This is a genomic window from Sphingomonas sp. Leaf34 (genome assembly GCF_001421805.1).
Lineage (GTDB): Bacteria > Pseudomonadota > Alphaproteobacteria > Sphingomonadales > Sphingomonadaceae > Sphingomonas.
The window spans coordinates 114,495-132,027 of record NZ_LMLC01000003.1 but is presented as its reverse complement, the minus strand read 5'-3'; the positions used below and the strand labels follow the sequence as shown (position 1 = coordinate 132,027).

The following is a 17,533-nucleotide window of genomic DNA, read 5'->3' as shown; positions in this document are numbered from 1 at the left end:
GGCGGACGTCCGCCCGCGAGCGGCATTTCCGATCGCGGCACCTGCAGCGCAGACCCGCTGTCCTGACTGGCCGGACAGATATTTGACAACGGTGGCTGGGCTGAGCTGGTGACGCGCGCGATGGGCGGGTTCGATGCTCATCACGCTCGCCTTTCGCATAAGGCAAAGGTTTTCGGTGCGGATGGCTTTCCCGGACGGTTCTATCTGTCCTAGACGGGGGCAATGACATTGCCTCGCCCCCCGCTGTATCCGCGATGATCACATTAGGCCCCGGGGCGGCCGTAGCGGCGAGCGCACTTCTGCTGGCGCTTGTCGTCGCTGGGTCGGTGCTGCTGTTCCTCGGTCTACGTGCGCGTAATGCCGCGGTTGAGACCACGCAGGCGAATGCGCATTTCAAGACCCTGCTCGACGGGTCTCCGGCGACCGTGACGGTTATCCGGTCGGGTGGGCGGATCGAGATGTCGCAGCGGATGGCGGACTGGCTCGGATTTGACGTGCCGCCGCGCGCGGTCGCCGAACTGGCAAGCGGTGGAACGGGGCTTTCGCCCGATGATGCCGCGCGGCTGATCGCGGACGTGACGGCGGCGCAGCGGTCGGGGCGGGCATTCGTGCGGTCCGTCCGGCTGGCGGAATCGACCCGTGCGATCACGTTCCGGGGTGCGCGCGCACCCGGGGAGATGGGGGCGACCGGGGCGGTATTGCTCTGGGCGTTTGATGCGACCGATAGCGAGGCGGAGATCGCGCGGCTCGCCGCGGAGACCATCCGGCTGAGGTCGGCCTATGACTCGCTGACCGGGCTGATCGAAGCGGCGCCGATGCCGATGTGGTACCGCGCGACCGATTTGCGGCTGGCAATGGTGAACACCGCCTATGTCGACGCGGTCGAGGGCCGCGATGCCGCCGATGTCGTCGCGCGCGGGCTTGAACTGGTCGAGGGGTCGGGGCGCGGCGGTCCGCTGGCCGGCGCCGCGGTCGCGCGCGAGCAGGGGCGGCCGCATCAGCAGGTCCTGCCCGCGACGATCGACGGCGCGCGCCGCTCGCTACAGATCTACGACGTGCCGCTGCCGAGCGGCGGGGTCGCGGGGTTTGCGATCGATATCGAGGAACTTGAGCAGGCGCGGTCGGGCGCCAAGCGGTTTGCCGAGGCGCAGCGGGCGATGCTCGACCGCTTGTCGGCAGGCGTCGCGCAGTTCGGCGGGGACCGGTCGCTGGTCTTCTGCAACCAGCCGTTCCGGCGGATGTTCGCGATGCGCAGCGAATGGCTCGCCGATCGGCCCGAGTTCGACCGGGTGCTCGAACGCATGCGCGAGGCGAATCGCCTGCCCGAGGTCCGCGACTTTCCGAGCTGGAAGGCGGAGCGACGCGACTGGTTCATGCAGACCGGCGCGGCGCAGGCCGGCGGGCAGGGCGGCGGCGCGATGGAGGAAAATTGGCACCTGCGCGGCGGCACGCATCTACGCGTGGTGGCACAGCCCTTGCCCGATGGCGGCTTGCTGCTGATCTTCGAGGATCGCACCGAGCAGGTCCAGCTCGCAAGCGCGCGCGATACGCTGCTGCGCGTGCGCACCGCGACGTTCGACAATTTGTTCGAGGCGCTTGGCGTCTTCGCGGCGGATGGGCGGTTGCAGTTGTGGAACAACCGGTTCCGGCTGTTGTGGGGGCTCGAGGAGGAGTTCCTGGCATCGCACCCGCGCGTCGATGCGTTTGCCGAGGCGGCGGGGGGCAAGCTGCTGACCCCCAGTCGCTCCGCGCTGATTCCCGATCTCGTGCGCTCGGCGACCGTCGAGCGGCAGCAGCGGGGCGGGCGCGTGGCGTTTGCCGATGGCCGACATTTCGAGTTCGCGGGCGTGCCGCTGCCCGATGGGAATGCGCTGTTCACGATGCTCGACATCACCGACAGTCGGCGCGCTGAGCAGGCGTTGCGCGACCGCGCGAACGCTCTGGAGGCCGCGGACAAGGTGAAGACCGCGTTCGTTGCGAACATGAGCTATGAATTGCGCACGCCGCTCACCTCGATCAGCGGGTTCGCCGAGATGCTCCACGGCGGTTATGCGGGCGAGATGACGCCGCAGGCCGAGGCCTATGTCGGCGCGATCCTCGAATCGGTCGAGCGGCTCGGCCTGCTGGTCGACGACGTGCTCGACCTCACGCGCGCCGAGAGCGACCGCGAGGAGACCGATCGGAGCGACGTCGATCTGGCGGGCACCGTACGTGCTGCAGCCGAGACGATCCTGCCGTCCGCCAAGCGGCGCAAGCTCGACTTCGCGGTCGAGGTGGCGCGGTCGACCGGACGGGTGAACGGCAATCCCAAGCGGTTGAAGGAGGTCGTCGAGCATCTGCTGCGGCATGCGGTCGCGGCGACGCAGGATGGCGGGCGCGTGCTGCTACATACCGACGGCAATGCGACCTCGGCGCGGATCGTGGTGTCGGACGATGGGGTAGGCATGGATGCGGAGGCGGTCGCGCATGCGTTCGACCGGTTTGCGGAGTCCAAGCCGATGGGGGATCGGGCGCTGGGGCTGGGCCTGCCGCTGGCCAAGCAGTTCGTCGAGGCGCATGGCGGGACGATCGAGCTTGTGTCCGAGCCGGGCGAGGGCACGCTTATTACCGTCGAACTGCCGCGCCGATGAGCGCACTACTTCTGCTCCCTCTCTCCTGCGGGGATAGGGTCGGGGTGAGGGGCTGCCAAGCAGTGCTGCGCCCCGAACAGCCCCTCACCCAACCCTCTCCCCGCAGGGGAGAGCGCTCATGCACATGATCCTGCTACCCGATCCACAAGCTACGGAGGCGTTCGGCGCTCTGCTGGCCGAGCGTGTTCGTCCCGGCGACGTCATCACGCTCGAAGGTACGCTCGGCGCGGGCAAGACGAGCGTCGCGCGCGGACTGCTCGCCGCGCTCGGACTGGTCGGCGAGGCGCCGTCGCCCAGCTTTGCGATCGTCCAGCCCTATGAGCCGCCCGAAGTCCGCTTTCCGGTGTTGCACGTCGACCTCTACCGGATCGACGACCCCGCCGAGATCGAGGAACTCGCGCTCGACGACGCACGCTATGATTCGCTGCTGCTGGTCGAATGGCCCGAGCGCGCAGGGCCCGACTATTGGCCCGATGCGCTTCGGCTGAGCCTGACGATCGAGCCGGATGGCACGCGCGGCTTGACTATCGGCGTGCCGGAAGCTTGGAGGTCGCGATGGCCGACATGACCCCGCCGCCTGGCGCCGCCGCTTTTCTCGACGCTCATGGCTGGGGAGGGGCGAAGATCCTTCCGGTCGCGGGCGACGCGTCGTTCCGGCGCTATTTCCGCGCGGTGCATGGTGCCGAGGAGGGAAGCCGTCGGGCGATCCTGATGGACGCGCCGCCGCCGCATGAGGACCCGCGGCCGTTTATCGCGGTGGCGGAATGGCTGGTCGAACGCGACTTCGCGGCGCCGGCGATCCTGGCGTGCGATCTCGACCAGGGGCTCGTGCTGATCGAGGATTTCGGCGACGATCGGTTGCGCGAGGCGGTCGACGTGGCGCCGGAGGAGGAGCTGTCGCTGTATGCGCCGGCGATCGACCTGCTGGTCCGCCTGCGTGCGGAGCCCGCTGGACCTGTCCCCCCGTATGACCGCGCGGTACTGAAGCGCGAGGCGGGGCTGTTCGTGGAGTGGTACTGTCCGGCGGTCGGGATCGCGCCCGATCTGGCAGGCTGGGATGCGGCGTGGGAGTCGGTGTTCGACCATGCCATCGCCGAAACGCCGGTCACCGTGCTGCGCGACTATCATGCCGAGAATCTGATGCTGGTCGGGCCCGAGCGATCGCTGGGGCTGCTCGACTTCCAGGACGCGCTTGCGGGGCATCCCGCCTACGATCTCGTGTCGCTGTTGCAGGACGCGCGGCGGACGGTCGATCCCTCGGTCGAGGCGGCGATGCTCGAGCGGTATCGCGCCGCCACCGGCGCAGACGCGGCGTTTATGGATGCGTATCACGTGCTCGGTGCGCAGCGGAATGCCAAGATCCTTGGCATCTTCACGCGACTGTGGCAGCGCGACGGCAAGCCGCATTACGCGACGATGTGCCCGCGCGTCTGGGCGTATCTGGAGCGCGACCTCGCCCAGCCGGTGATGGCGCCGGTCGCGGCGTGGTTCGCGGCCAACATACCGACGACGGTACGCGGCGATCCGCTGGTCGTCGCGGCATGACCCGGCAGCAGACGATCCGCCCCGTCCCGCATGGCACCGTCCCCGAGACGGCGATGGTGATGGCGGCAGGCCTCGGCAAGCGCATGCGGCCGCTCACCGCGACGCGGCCCAAGCCCCTGGTCAAGGTGGCCGGCAAGCCGTTGATCGATCACGTCTTCGCACGGTTGCAGGCCGCCGGCATCAAGCGGGCGGTCGTCAACGTCCATTACCTCGCGGACACGCTGGAGGCGCACGTCACGGACCGGTTCGAGGGGATCGACGTCGTGATCTCCGACGAGCGCAAGATGCTGATGGAGACGGGGGGCGGGCTGGTGCAGGCGCGCGGGCTGCTCGGCGAGGCGCCGGTGCTGGTGGTCAACAGCGACAATCTTTGGATCGACGGGCCGGTCGATGCGATCAAGTTGCTCGCGTCGCGCTGGGACGATGCCAAGATGGATGCGCTGCTGCTGATGGTGCCGCTCGCACGTGCGCATAATCACCGCGGGCCGGGCGATTTCTATCTCGCTGCCGATGGGCGGATCAGTGGGCGGCGCAAGTCGGGCCGGCTCGCGCCGTTCGCCTATACCGGCATCCAGATCCTCCACCCGCGGCTGATCGCGGACTGGCCGGAGGGGCCGTTCTCGACCAACCTGTTCTGGGATCGCGCGATCGCGGCGGGCCGCGCTTATGGCCAGGTCCACCAGGGCCTGTGGTTCGACGTCGGCACGCCCGCCGCGATCCCGCGGACCGAGGCGATCCTCGCGGATGGCTGATAGCGCCACGGCGGGTCGTCCGACGCTGTACACGATCCCCGCGCACCGGGCGTTTGCCGATGCGCTGGTCGCCGGGCTGATGCGGCATGCGGGGCGCGATCCGCTGGCGCTGGCGCGTGCGCTGGTCGTGCTGCCGAACAACCGCGCGGTGAAGGCGGTGACCGAGGCGTTCGTGCGCGCGAGCGGCGGCGGGCTCGTGCTGCCGCGGCTGGTGGCGCTGGGCGATCCGGAGATGGGCGAGGCGGTCGGCGCCGCGCTCGATCCGGCGGACGACATCGATCCGCCGCTGCCCGCGGTGCCGCCCTATCAGCGCCGCATGATCCTCGCGCGGCTGGTGTCCGAAGAGCGCGCCCGCGAAGGCCATCCGGTCGATGCGGCCGAAGCGGTGCGGCTCGCGGGCGAACTCGCGCGGACGCTCGATCAGTTGCTGGTCGAGGAGGTGCCGCCGACCAGGTTGCGCGATATCGAGCTTGGCCCCGAACTCACCGAGCATTGGCGCCGCGCGTTGGCGACGTTCGAGATCGTGTTGCAACGCTGGCCGGGCGAACTCGTGCGGCTCGAGCGGATCGATGCGGCGACGCGGCGCTCGGCGTTGCTCGACCGCCTCGCGCAGCACTGGCGGAACGCCCCGCCCGCCGGGATCGTCTGCGCGGCAGGCGTGACCGATTCCGCACCCGCGGTGGCACGGCTGCTCCGCTGCATCGCCGACATGCCGCACGGGATGGTGGTGTTCGCCGGGCTAGACCTCGCGCTGCCTGACGAGGAATGGGACGCGCTCGGGCCGCATGATCCGCACCCGGTGACGGGGCTCACGCGGCGCTCGATCGAGACGCATCCGCAGTTCGATGCCAAGCTGATGCTCCTGCGCATGGGCGTCGCGCGCGGCGAGGTGCAGATTTGGCGCGAGGGCGGCGGGCATGACGCCGACGCCGCGCGGGGCCGGGCGATCGCCAATGCGCTGGCGCCTGCGGATTTCACGGGCAAGTGGACGCAGATCGCGGCCGAGGATCGCCGCCTGAAGGGGGTCACGGCCGCCGAACTCGCCACGCCCGCGGAAGAAGCACAGGCGATCGCGCTCGTGTTGCGCGAAGCGTTGGAAGTGCCGGAGCGGACAGCCGCGCTCGTGACGCCGGATCGGGCTTTGGCGCGACGGGTGGCGGCGCACCTCGGGCGCTGGGGCATCGGCATCGACGACAGCGCGGGCCGTCCGCTCTCGATCCTGCCACCGGGGACGTTGTTGCTCGCGCTGGCCGAGGCCGCTGCGCAGCGCTTCTCGCCGCTCGCGTTGCTGGCACTGCTGAAGCACCCGCTGGTGCGCAGCGGCGAGGATCGGTTGCCGTGGCTCGACGGCGCGCGCGCGCTCGACCGACGGTTGCGCGGGCCGAGACCGGCGGCCGGGCTCGACGGGATTGCCGGGCATCTTGAGGAGCGCAAGGGCACCGCGGAGACGTGGTGGGCCGACGTTCAGCCGCTGCTGATGCCGCTGGCCGGCGCGTTCGATCAGGGACCGCAACCCTTGGCGTCATTGCTCGCCTGCCTGCGCGAGACGGCGCAGACCTTGTGTGGCGACAATCTCTGGTCGGGGCTCGCGGGTCGTGCCGCGGCGGAGTTTCTCGCCGATCTGGAGGCTGAAGCGCCCGCCGGACCGCCCCGGATCGATCCGCGCGAAGTGCCGCATTTGCTGCGGACGTTGCTCGACGAGGTCGCGGTGCGGCCGGCGCCGGGCGGTCATCCGCGGCTGGCGATCTACGGCCTGATCGAGGCGCGGTTGCAGACCGCCGACGTGATGGTGCTGGGCGGGCTGAACGAAGGCGTGTGGCCGGGGCGGCCTGCGCCCGATCCGTGGCTCGCGCCGCGGATCCGGATGGAGCTTGGCCTGCCGGGGCTGGAGCGGCGTGTCGGCACTGCGGCGCATGATTTCGCGCAGGCGCTTGGCGCCCCCCGCGCGGTCGTGACGCGCGCGCGGCGCGATGCGAAGTCGCCGGCGCTGGCGTCGCGGCTCTGGCTGCGGTTGCAGGCGTTGGCGGGCGATCGGTTCGAGCGCGCGTCGGCGCTGGAGGGCTGGACGCGTGCGCTCGACGATCCGGGCGAGCATCTGCCCGCCGATCGTCCCGCGCCGTCACCGCCCGCGCTGCTCCGGCCCAGGGTCATTTCCGTCACCGAGGTCGATCGCCTGAAGGCCGATCCCTATGCCTTCTACGCGCGGCGCGTGCTCGGGCTGATGCCGCTCGATCCGGTCGATGCCGATCCGAGCGCTGCTTGGCGCGGGACCGCGGTACACGACATTCTCGAACAATGGTGGAAGCAGGACGGCTGCACCGTCGACACGCTGCGGCTGCGCGCTAAGGCGATGCTCGACGACGAGCGGACGCATCCGATGATGCGCGCGCTGTGGCAGCCGCGACTGCTCGAGGCGATCGACTGGATCGCAGGCGCGATCGTCGCGCAAGGCGAGGACGGCCGCAGCGTCGCCAGTGCCGAGGGCAAGGGCAAGATCGAGATCGCCGGCGTCACCTTGTCCGGCCGCTATGACCGGATCGACCGGCTCGCCGATGGCCGCCTCGCGGTGATCGACTACAAGACGGGCAAGCCGCCATCGCCGACCGCGGTGCGCGCTGGCTTTAGCCTGCAGCTCGGCCTGCTCGGGCTGATCGCCGAGCGCGGCGGGTTCGCCGACGTCTCGGGCACCGCGGGCGCATTCGAATATTGGTCGCTCGGCAAGAAGCGCGATGCGTTCGGCTATATCGAGAGCCCGGTCGATCCCGAGGGCAAGCGCGACAAGATCCCGACCGCCGAGTTCACGTCGATCGCCGCGCACAACTTCACTGAAGTCGTCGGCGAATGGCTGACGGGCAGCGCCGCGTTCACCGCCAAGCTTGTGCCCGAATACGCCCCCTATGCCGAGTATGACCAGCTGATGCGACGCGACGAATGGTATGGCCGTGAGCGGTGATGCGCTCGCCACGCTGCCCCGGCTGAGAGGTGCGCAGGCCAATGCGAGCGATCCGTCGTCGCACGTCTGGCTGTCGGCGTCGGCGGGCACCGGCAAGACCCAGGTGCTGGCGGCGCGCGTGTTCCGGCTGCTGCTGCGCGGCGTCGATCCGGGTGCGATCCTGTGCCTGACCTTCACCAAGGCGGGCGCGGCGGAGATGGCGCAGCGGATCAACGGGCGGCTCGCCGCGTGGGTGCGGATGCCCGCGCCGGCGCTGGCGGCCGATCTGATCGCGCTCGGCGAGAGCCCGGTACAGGCGTTGCAGGATCGCGCGCGCACGCTGTTCGCCAAGGTGCTCGACGCGCCGGGCGGGGGGCTGCGAATCCAGACGATCCACGGTTTCTGCCAGGGGTTGCTCGCCGCGTTCCCGGTCGAGGCCGGGCTGACGCCGGGGTTCCGGCCGCTCGAGGCGCGCGAAGAGGCGGGGCTCGCGCGCGAGGCGCTGGCGAGCCTGTTGTCGGATGCCGAGCGCGAGGGGCGCGAGCGTCCGGTCGAGATCGTCGGGCGTCTGAGCCTGCGGATGGGCGAGGGCGGGGCGGAGGCGTTCCTGCTGGCGTGCGCGCGTGCGCTGCCCGCGCTGGAGGCGCTGCCGGTCGGGATCCAGCCATGGCTTCGGCGCGAACTCGGGCTGCCGTCGGGGGATATCGACGAGGCGATCGCCGAGTGGTGCGACGCGCTGGATCTGAATGCGATCGCGCGGATTGCGGCGGCCAATCGTGCCTGGGGGACGGCGACGGGGCTCGCGGCAGCGGCGACCGTGCAGCGCTGGCTCGATTCCGAGGATCGCGCGGCGACCCTGGCCGATCTCGCCGCCGTCGTGCTGACGGGCAAGGGCGAGCCGCGGAAAGCGTCGAAGAAGCTGATCGATGCCGATCCGGATTACGAGGTGCTCGCGCGCGATCTGGGCGAGGCGTGCACCGACGTGCTGTCGATGGTGCAGCGCGCGACCTATTGCGATCTGCTCGGCGACGGGCTCGAGGTCGGGCGCGACTATGCGCGCGGCTATGCGCAGGCCAAGCGACGCGCGGGCGCGGTCGATTTCGACGACCTCATCGCGACGACGGTGGCGTTGCTCGACCAGCAGGGAATCGGCGAGTGGGTGCGCTACAAGCTCGACCAGGCGACCGAGCATCTGCTGATCGACGAGGCGCAGGACACCAACGGGCATCAGTGGCGGATCGTGCGCGCGCTGGCGGACGAGTTCTTCGTCGGTCGCGGCATCTATGCGCCGTCGACGCGGACGCTGTTCACGGTCGGCGATTACAAACAGGCGATCTTCGGGTTCCAGGGGACCGACCCGCTCAATTTCCAGGCGGCCGAGCAGTATTTCGGCGGGCGTGCGACCGAGGCGCTGGGCGACGACGACTGGCCCGAGGAGGAGCGCGGGCTGCCGCTCGCGCGGTTGTCGCTGCGGCATTCGTTCCGGTCGACGCGGACCGTGCTGGAGTTCGTCGATGCCGCGATCGACGCGATCGGCGAGCCGGGGCTCGGTATCGCGGGCGAGGTCGAGCGTCATGCCAGCGAAGTGGCTGGGCCGGGCACCGTGACGCTGTGGCCGCCGGTCTCGGCGGGCGGCAGCGAGGACGACGAGGAGGGCTGGGTCGACGACGCGGTGCGGAAACTCGCCAGCGACATCGCGCGCGCGGTGAAGCGGTGGCTCGCGCCCGATACGGGGCTGATGCTCGAGAGCAAGGGGCGCAGGCTGCGCCCCGAGGACGTGATGATCCTCGTCAAGCGGCGCGGCGACCTCGCTTCGCTGATCGTCGCGCGGCTTTATGCCGAGGGCGTGCCGGTGGCGGGCGTCGACCGGTTGCGGCTGAACGCGCCGCTGGCGGTGCAGGATCTGCTCGCGACGATTCGCTTCGTGTTGCAGCCCGAGGATGATCTGAGCGTCGCGGCGCTGCTCGTGTCGCCTTTGATCGGGTGGACGCAGGACGAGCTGATGGCGGCGGCGCCGCGCGAGGCGGGGCCGCTGTGGCGCCATCTGCAACGCACGCAGTCGTCTGCGCGGCTCGCGCCGTTGCTGGCGATGCTCGCGCGCGCCGACATCGCCACGCCGTATCAGTTTCTCGAGGAGCTGCTGTCGGGGCCGCTCGACGGACGGCGGAAACTGATCCGGCGGCTGGGGACCGAGGCGCGCGATCCGATCGAGGAGCTGCTCAACGCCGCGCTGACGTTCGAAAGCACGACGACGCCGTCGTTGCAGCGCTTCCTTGACTGGTTCGATCGCGGCGATGTCGAGATCGTCCGCGATCCGTCCGCGCCGCTCGATGCGGTGCGCGTGATGACGGCGCATGGTGCGAAGGGCCTGCAGGCGCCGTTGGTGATCCTCGCGGATGCGACGGCGGATCCGTCGGCGGCACCGCGATCGATCCTGAAATGGGCGCCCGAGCCCGGCGCCGCGCCGATCCCGGTGTTCCGCCCGCGATCGAACGAGCGCGGCGGGCCGCTCGATGCGGTCGTGTCCGCGGCCGAGCAGCGCGAACTCGAGGAGCATTGGCGGCTGTTCTACGTCGCGGCGACGCGCGCGGAGGAACGGCTGGTGATCGCGGGGGCGCTCGGGACTCGCGCGAAGGGCATGCCGCCGGAGAATAGCTGGTACGCGGCGGCCGATCGTGCGCTGACCGCGCTTGCCGTGCCGCCCTCCGAGGAGGGCAGCGGCGAGGAACGGCGTTTCGTCGGGGTCGATCCGCAGCCCGCGGTGAGCGCCAAGGCATCGGCATTGGCCGAACGTCCGGCGGATGCGCATCTCCCGGCCTGGGCGCACGAACCGGCGCCGCTCGAGGCGCGTCCGCCGCGTCCCTTGTCGCCGTCCGCGCTGGGCGATGACGCCGTCTCCGATCCGCCGCCGACGCCTGCGATGCGGGTTGCGGCGGAGCGGGGCCGGCTCATCCATGCGCTGTTCGAGCGGCTGCCGGCGGTTGCTGCCCCCGATCGCGCCGCCGCGGCGGATCGCTGGCTGGCGAAAGCGGGCGGCGTCAACGATGCCTCGGCGCGCGCGGACATCGTGCGCAGCGTCGTCGCGGTGCTTGACGATCCGCGCTTCGCCGATCTGTTCGGCGCAGATACGCTCGCCGAGGCGCCGATCGCCGCGACCTTGCCGAACGGCATCGTCGTGTCGGGCACGGTGGATCGCCTGCTGATCGAGGCCGACCGCATCCGCGTCGTCGACTTCAAGACCGGGCGGCGCGCGCCGGGCGGGCTGGACGACGTGCCCGACTATCATCTGAAGCAGATGGCGGCCTATGCCGAGGCGCTGGGCGTGATCTTTCCGGGGCGGGCGGTCGAGGCGGCGTTGCTCTACACCGCGGGGCCGCGACTGATCGTGCTGAGCGATGCGACGCTGGCCGCCAACAAGCCCCACTATCGGCCCACGGAGCAAAGCTAGCGCCTCGGTGGTTGAGCGGACACACGCGCGATCCTAGATTGCATTCAACGAAGGAGAATTCACGATGGCGACCAAGCAGATTACCGATGCCAGCTTCGATGCGGACGTCCTGAACGCGGACGGGCCCGTGCTCGTCGATTTCTGGGCGGAATGGTGCGGTCCGTGCAAGATGATCGGACCCTCGCTCGAGGAAATCTCGGAAGAACTGGGTGAGAAGGTGACGATCGCCAAACTCAACATCGACGAGAACCCCGACGCGCCGGGCAAGTACGGCGTCCGCGGCATCCCGACGATGATCCTGTTCAAGGGCGGTGCACCGGCCGCGACCAAGGTTGGCGCCGAGCCCAAGGGCCGGCTCAAGGCCTGGCTTGAGGGCGAACTGGCCTGATCCCCAAGTCGTGCAGTACTTGCGCGGCTAAGGTATAAGAAGACTGTTCTCATGCTGCCGGCAATGCGGTAACGTCTTTCCTGAACGGGGAGGGTGTCATGAACGCATTCGTCGGCAGTTGGGTTAATGATCTCGGGTCCGAAATGATGATCGCGCGTGCCGATCCATTGTCCTTGCCCTCTTCCACACTGTCACATCTGCGCATCGAGGGTACCTATCGTACGTGCGTAGGTGTTGAGAACAACGGTGAATTCTTCCCCATGACGGGTTTCGTCACGGGCGATCTGATTACATTCTGCGTCAGCTACAATCGCATCGACGATGACGGGGAACATCGTTCCGTCTGTTCGTGGGCAGGCCAGTATCTTCCCGACCAGCGAGTCGATGGCACGTTCGATCAAGGCGATCCGCTGACGTCGATCCGGACATTATGGCATCTTGTGCCAACGCTTTCGTCTCCGAACCATGCCGCCGAATATGGCTGGTTGCTCGCACATTGCGGCGGCAACGTTTTCATCAAGCAAAACTAATCGCCTCGGTCAGCTACGATAGTCGGCGTTGATCGAGATATAGCCGTGCGTCAGGTCGCAGGTCCACACGGTGGCGCGGCCTTCGCCTAGCGCGAGATCGACGCCGATTTCGATCTCCTGGCCCTTCAGATGTGCAGCGACCGGCGCCTCGTCATAGCCGCTCAGCGCCAAGCCACCTTCCGCGACCTGCGTATTGCCGAACCGGATCGACAGCGTATCGCGATCGGCGGGTTCGCCGGCCTTGCCGACCGCCATGACGACGCGCCCCCAGTTCGCGTCCTCGCCCGCGATCGCGGTCTTCACCAATGGCGAGTTGGCGATGCTCATCGCGACGCGGTGCGCGCTGCGGTCGCTCTCGGCGCCCGTGACTTGGATCTCGATCAGCTTCTGCGCGCCTTCGCCGTCGCGGACGACGAGCATGGCCAGCTGATGGCAGAGGTCAGCGAGCGCCGCCCGGAACGCGTCGGCGCCGACGCTGTCATCGTCCGCGAGTACCGTATTACCCGCCTTGCCCGTGGCGAATGCCAGCACCGTGTCGCTGGTCGAGGTATCGCTGTCGACGGTGATGCACGAGAAGCTCGGCGCATTCGCCTGCGACAGCGCGGCCTGCAGGAACGCTGGCTCGACCGCGGCGTCGGTGAAGATGAAGCCGAGCATCGTCGCCATGTCGGGCGCGATCATTCCCGACCCCTTGATGATGCCGACCAGCGTGACCGTGCGGTCGTCGATCACCACGGTCGTCACCGCGCCCTTGGTGAAGGTGTCGGTCGTCATGATCGTCGAGGCGACATTCTCCCAGCCGCACGGCTCGGCGGCGAACGCGGCATCCAGCCCGGCTTCGGCCTTGTCGATCGGCAGCGGTACGCCGATCACCCCGGTCGAGGACACGAACACGTCCGAAGGCTGGCAGCCGAGATGCGCCGCGGTCCGCGCCGCGATCGCCTCGACCGCCGCTCTGCCGCGCGAACCGGTAAACGCGTTCGAATTGCCCGCATTCACCACCAGCGCGCGCGCCTGCCCAAGCGTCAGCGCCGCACGGCACCATTCCACCTCGGGCGACGGGCATTTGCTCGTCGTCAGCACGCCCGCCACTACTGTCCCCGGATCGAGCGTCACGAATGTCAGGTCGCACCTGTCCCACGCCTTGTACCGTGCGCGGGCCACATATGCGGTCACCCCAGCAATGGCAGGTGCTGACGGGAACGGGAGCGCGAGCGGTGATGACATGCGGGATCGCCTAGGTTACTTCTGGGTCGGGCAGCGGGGTAGCAACATGACATTGACAGGCAAGCGATTGGTTGGGGCAGCTTTCGCAATTTGCTCGGTAACCACTGCAACCGCGGCGCAGCGGCCGATGATGCCGGTTCCGATCGGCAACCCGGGTACGTGGATAACGGCTGATGATTATCCGCCTGAGGCCGTTCGAGCCAATCGATCTGGACGGGTCGTCGCAGACGTCGACGTCGGCTCCGACGGAAAAGTCATATCGTGCAAAGTCAGCGAGTCGAGTGGCACCACCAGCCTCGATCTGAAGACGTGCGAGATCGTCATGGAACGCGGACGGTTCAACCCTGCGACGGACCTGAAAGGCCGACCGACCGCTGGCACTTATCATATGCCTGTCAACTGGCTGGTGCCGGACTCCGCGCCGCCGATCGACCTGACGTCGGGCAAGTTCGAACAGGTGACGGAATTCGAGAGCGTTATCGGGACGGATGGCAATATCGTGAGCTGCCGCGTCATCACGAAATCCGACGCGGCGCAGCCGGATCCCTGTGCCAAGCTCGTTCCAGGATCGCCGACGTACGGCACCTATGTCCGTAATGGCCAGCCATCCCGCACCCTTGTACATTACCGCTACTCGGCAGTCGCCAAGCCCGCCGACTGAGCGTCTTTAAGTCGATCTACAGGATGGACGTCACAACAGCATTGCCATAATGGATCGGGACGCATGAACCTGCTGCTTCTCCTTTCCGCCCTCCTGTCCGCGCTGACCGGCGCGGTACCGGGTGTGCGTGGGCAGTCGGCGCAGGCGGTGGCGCAGGGCAGCATCTGCGCACAGGCCGCCGTGGTCGCGGTGGCGAAGGTCGCGGTGCGGCCGGTTGCGAGGCTCGCCTCGCTGGCGGAAATTGCCGTCTCCGCGACGCCGCGCGCCATCGACCTCGGCACCACCCCGATCTGGGCGGACCGTCGGCGCGTATAGCGTCGGGCGCCTGATCCCTCGGCCTGCGGGCCGCTCCCTATTCTTCCGCGTGCGGGCGCAAAGCGTGCCGCCGCGTCTCATATCCAGGAAATCAGCCCATGTTCGGTGGCCTCGCCAAATCCTTGTTCGGTTCGTCCAACGACCGCTACGTCAAGTCGCTCAACCCGATCCTCGCGAAGATCGCCTCGTTCGAGCCGTCGCTCCAGGCGATGTCGGACGACGAACTCTCAGGCCAGACGGTCAAGTTCCGCGCGCGGCTCGCAGAAGGCGAGAAGCTCGACGACCTGCTTCCGGAAGCGTTCGCGACTGTCCGTGAAGCCGCTAAGCGCGTGCTCGGCCAGCGCCATTACGACGTGCAGATGGTCGGCGGCATCGTCCTCCACCGCGGCGAGATCGCCGAGATGCGGACCGGCGAGGGCAAGACGCTCGTCGCCACGCTCGCTACCTATCTCAACGCGCTGCCCGGCGACGGCGTCCACGTGGTCACCGTCAACGATTACCTCGCGGCGCGCGACGCGGAGTGGATGGGGCAGGTCTATACTTTCCTCGGCATGACGATCGGCGTCATCATCCCGAACCTGTCGGACGAGGAGCGCCGCGCCGCTTATGCCGCGGACATCACCTATGGGACGAACAACGAGTTCGGGTTCGACTATCTCCGCGATAACATGAAGTATGAGCGCAGCGCGATGACGCAGCGCCCCTTCAACTTCGCGGTGGTCGACGAGGTCGATTCGGTGCTGATCGACGAGGCACGTACGCCGCTGATCATCTCCGGCCCGACCGACGACAAGTCCGAGCTGTACATGCAGGTCGACGCGGTCGTGAAGCAGCTCGATCCCGCCGATTACGACAAGGACGAAAAGCAGAAGACGATCATCCTCACCGAGGACGGCACCGAGAAGGTCGAGCGCATGCTCGAGGCGGCGGGGCTGCTCGAGGGGCAGAATCTGTACGACTTCGAGAACACGCAGGTCGTCCATCACCTTAACCAGGCGCTGCGCGCGATCGTGATGTTCAAGTCGGACATCGACTACATCGTCAAGGACGGTAAGGTCATCATCATCGACGAGTTCACCGGTCGCATGATGGACGGCCGGCGCTGGTCGGACGGCCTGCACCAGGCGGTCGAGGCGAAGGAAGGCGTGCAGATCGAGCCCGAGAACCAGACGATGGCCTCGATCACCTTCCAGAACTATTTCCGCATGTACCCCAAGATCGGCGGCATGACCGGCACCGCGGCGACCGAGGCGGCCGAGTTCTACGACATCTACAAGATCAACGTCGTCAGCATCCCGACCAACGTCACGGTCAAGCGCGTCGACGAGGAAGACGAGTTCTACAAGGACACCAAGGACAAGTTCGCGGCGATCGCCAAGAAGATCAAGCACCACGCCGATCTCGGCCAGCCGGTGCTCGTCGGCACGGTGTCGATCGAGAAGTCCGAGCTGCTGAGCGAGTTCTTGGTCGGCGAACAGGTCGAGCACAAGGTGCTGAACGCGCGCTTCCACGAGATGGAGGCGCACATCGTCGCGCAGGCCGGGCGCAAGTCCGCGGTGACGATCGCGACCAACATGGCGGGCCGCGGCACCGACATCAAACTCGGCGGCAACCTCGAATTCCGCATGCTCGACGAGCACCCCGACCTGGTCGAGGGCACGCCGGAATATGCTACCGAAGCGGCGCGGATCGAGATCGAGATCGAGGCCGAGAAGCAGGCGGTGCTCGCCGCGGGCGGCCTGTTCGTGCTCGGCACCGAGCGGCACGAGAGCCGGCGCATCGACAACCAGCTGCGCGGGCGTTCGGGGCGTCAGGGCGATCCGGGCCTGTCGCGCTTCTATCTGAGCCTCGACGACGATCTGCTGCGGATCTTCGGGCCGGACACGCTGTTCGCCAAGATGATGCGCAACAATATCGAGGACGGCGAGGCGATCGGCAGCAAGTGGCTGAGCAAGGCGATCGAGACCGCGCAGAAGAAGGTGGAGGCGCGCAACTACGACATCCGCAAGCAGGTCGTCGAATATGACGACGTGATGAACGAGCAGCGCAAGGTCATCTACGAGCAGCGTGCCGACATCATGGATGCCGAGACCGTCGGCGACGTGGTGACCGACATGCGCGCGGAGACGGTCAACGTAATCATCGGCGATGCATGCCCGCCCAACTCGTACCCCGAGCAGTGGGACGTCGCCGGGATGAAGGCGCGGCTGGCCGAGGTGATGAACCTCGAGCCACCGATCGACGCGTGGCTGCTGGAGGAGTCGGTCGACCCCGAGGTGATCGAGGAGCGGGTCCGCGTGATGGCGGACGAGGCGATCGCGACGAAGGCCGCGGATCTGGATACCGAGACGTGGACGTCGGTCGAGAAGTCGATCCTGCTGCAGAATCTCGATCATCATTGGAAGGAGCATCTGGCCACGCTCGACGCGCTGCGCCAGGTCGTCCATCTGCGTGCGTACGCGCAGAAGACGCCGATCAACGAGTATAAGCAGGAGGCGTTCTCGCTGTTCCAGCGGATGCTCGAGACGATCCGCGAGGACGTGACCAAGACGATCGCGCATGCGCAGTTCCAGATGCAGGCGCCGGTCGGGCTGCCCGAGCTGCCCGACTTCATCACGACGCATTTCGACCCGTTCACGGGCGAGGACAATTCGAACGACTTCGATGCGGGCACGCGCGGCCACATCACGTCGACGATGCCGCCGCTCCAGATCCCGCAGCCGCAGGAGGCCGATATCGGCGAGGATCCGGCGAATTGGGAAGGCGTCGTCAGCCGCAACGCGCCGTGCCCGTGCGGCTCGGGCCGCAAGTACAAGCAGTGCCACGGCGCGGTGTGACCGGCTGAACGAGGCCGGGCGTATCGGGCGCCCGGCACGCTGACCGGCATGTCGGGTTGGCTGACACCGGTCACGATCGCGAGCGTCGCACGGATGGGTGGTTGGATCATCCCCCGGCGGGGGGGGCGTCTGCCTGGTAGGGAGCGTTCGGCTCGCCCGCTGTCGCGTATTATCCTCTAGAGTCGCCTTGCGCGGCACTTCGTCCGGGCGAAGGAGGATAGAGTATTTTCGAGCGCGAGCACGCTGACGCTAAGGCCGTTGCCGCGAG

12 protein-coding genes are annotated in these 17,533 nt (G+C 68.2%); 11 read left to right on the top strand and 1 reads right to left on the bottom strand.

What is annotated here, in order from left to right; translation table 11 throughout:
* Positions 1-254: 254 nt before the first annotated feature.
* From ASF00_RS09000 to ASF00_RS08965, 8 genes are all read left to right on the top strand, one after another.
* On the top strand, positions 255-2,630 hold the full coding sequence (locus tag ASF00_RS09000) for a PAS domain-containing sensor histidine kinase (protein WP_055877584.1): 2,376 nt from the start codon (positions 255-257) through the stop codon (positions 2,628-2,630).
* A 118-nt stretch (positions 2,631-2,748) separates the two neighbouring features.
* A complete protein-coding gene (gene tsaE, locus ASF00_RS08995; protein ID WP_055877581.1) occupies positions 2,749-3,198 on the top strand; it encodes a tRNA (adenosine(37)-N6)-threonylcarbamoyltransferase complex ATPase subunit type 1 TsaE in 450 nt (149 codons plus the stop codon).
* Positions 3,195-4,175: an aminoglycoside phosphotransferase family protein gene (locus ASF00_RS08990; RefSeq protein WP_200910523.1), complete on the top strand. Its 981-nt coding sequence runs from the start codon at positions 3,195-3,197 to the stop codon at positions 4,173-4,175. Before tsaE ends, ASF00_RS08990 begins: the two co-directional genes overlap by 4 nt.
* Entirely contained in the window at positions 4,172-4,927 is a 756-nt protein-coding gene (locus tag ASF00_RS08985) for a nucleotidyltransferase family protein (protein WP_055877571.1), read from the top strand. Before ASF00_RS08990 ends, ASF00_RS08985 begins: the two co-directional genes overlap by 4 nt.
* Positions 4,920-7,880, top strand: a complete 2,961-nt coding sequence (gene addB / locus ASF00_RS08980; protein ID WP_055877568.1) for a double-strand break repair protein AddB — start codon at positions 4,920-4,922, stop codon at positions 7,878-7,880. The genes ASF00_RS08985 and addB overlap by 8 nt, the downstream gene beginning before the upstream one ends.
* Entirely contained in the window at positions 7,864-11,307 is a 3,444-nt protein-coding gene (gene addA / locus ASF00_RS08975; RefSeq protein ID WP_055877564.1) for a double-strand break repair helicase AddA, read from the top strand. Before addB ends, addA begins: the two co-directional genes overlap by 17 nt.
* A gap of 64 nt (positions 11,308-11,371) precedes the next feature.
* On the top strand, positions 11,372-11,695 hold the full coding sequence (gene trxA / locus ASF00_RS08970; protein WP_055877560.1) for a thioredoxin TrxA: 324 nt from the start codon (positions 11,372-11,374) through the stop codon (positions 11,693-11,695).
* Positions 11,696-11,793: 98 nt separating this feature from the next.
* Positions 11,794-12,225 (top strand): avidin/streptavidin family protein, encoded by a 432-nt coding sequence (locus ASF00_RS08965; RefSeq protein WP_055877553.1) that lies wholly within the window; start codon positions 11,794-11,796, stop codon positions 12,223-12,225.
* A 9-nt stretch (positions 12,226-12,234) separates the two neighbouring features.
* Here the strand turns inward: ASF00_RS08965 and argJ are convergent, their stop codons facing one another.
* Complete coding sequence (argJ, locus tag ASF00_RS08960; protein WP_055877549.1) at positions 12,235-13,452, bottom strand: bifunctional glutamate N-acetyltransferase/amino-acid acetyltransferase ArgJ; 1,218 nt, start codon at positions 13,450-13,452, stop codon at positions 12,235-12,237.
* Between the two features lie 46 nt (positions 13,453-13,498).
* On the opposite strand from argJ, the gene ASF00_RS08955 reads away from it, so the two are divergent.
* The 3 genes from ASF00_RS08955 to secA all read left to right on the top strand — a co-directional run bounded on the left by ASF00_RS08955 (position 13,499) and on the right by secA (position 17,265).
* Positions 13,499-14,113: an energy transducer TonB gene (locus ASF00_RS08955; protein ID WP_162233580.1), complete on the top strand. Its 615-nt coding sequence runs from the start codon at positions 13,499-13,501 to the stop codon at positions 14,111-14,113.
* A 63-nt stretch (positions 14,114-14,176) separates the two neighbouring features.
* The gene (locus ASF00_RS08950; protein WP_055877542.1) at positions 14,177-14,428 is read left to right on the top strand and encodes a hypothetical protein; all 252 of its coding nucleotides are present in this window, start codon (positions 14,177-14,179) and stop codon (positions 14,426-14,428) included.
* 98 nt (positions 14,429-14,526) lie between these two features.
* Positions 14,527-17,265 (top strand): preprotein translocase subunit SecA, encoded by a 2,739-nt coding sequence (gene secA, locus ASF00_RS08945; RefSeq protein ID WP_055877539.1) that lies wholly within the window; start codon positions 14,527-14,529, stop codon positions 17,263-17,265.
* Positions 17,266-17,533: the final 268 nt, after the last annotated feature.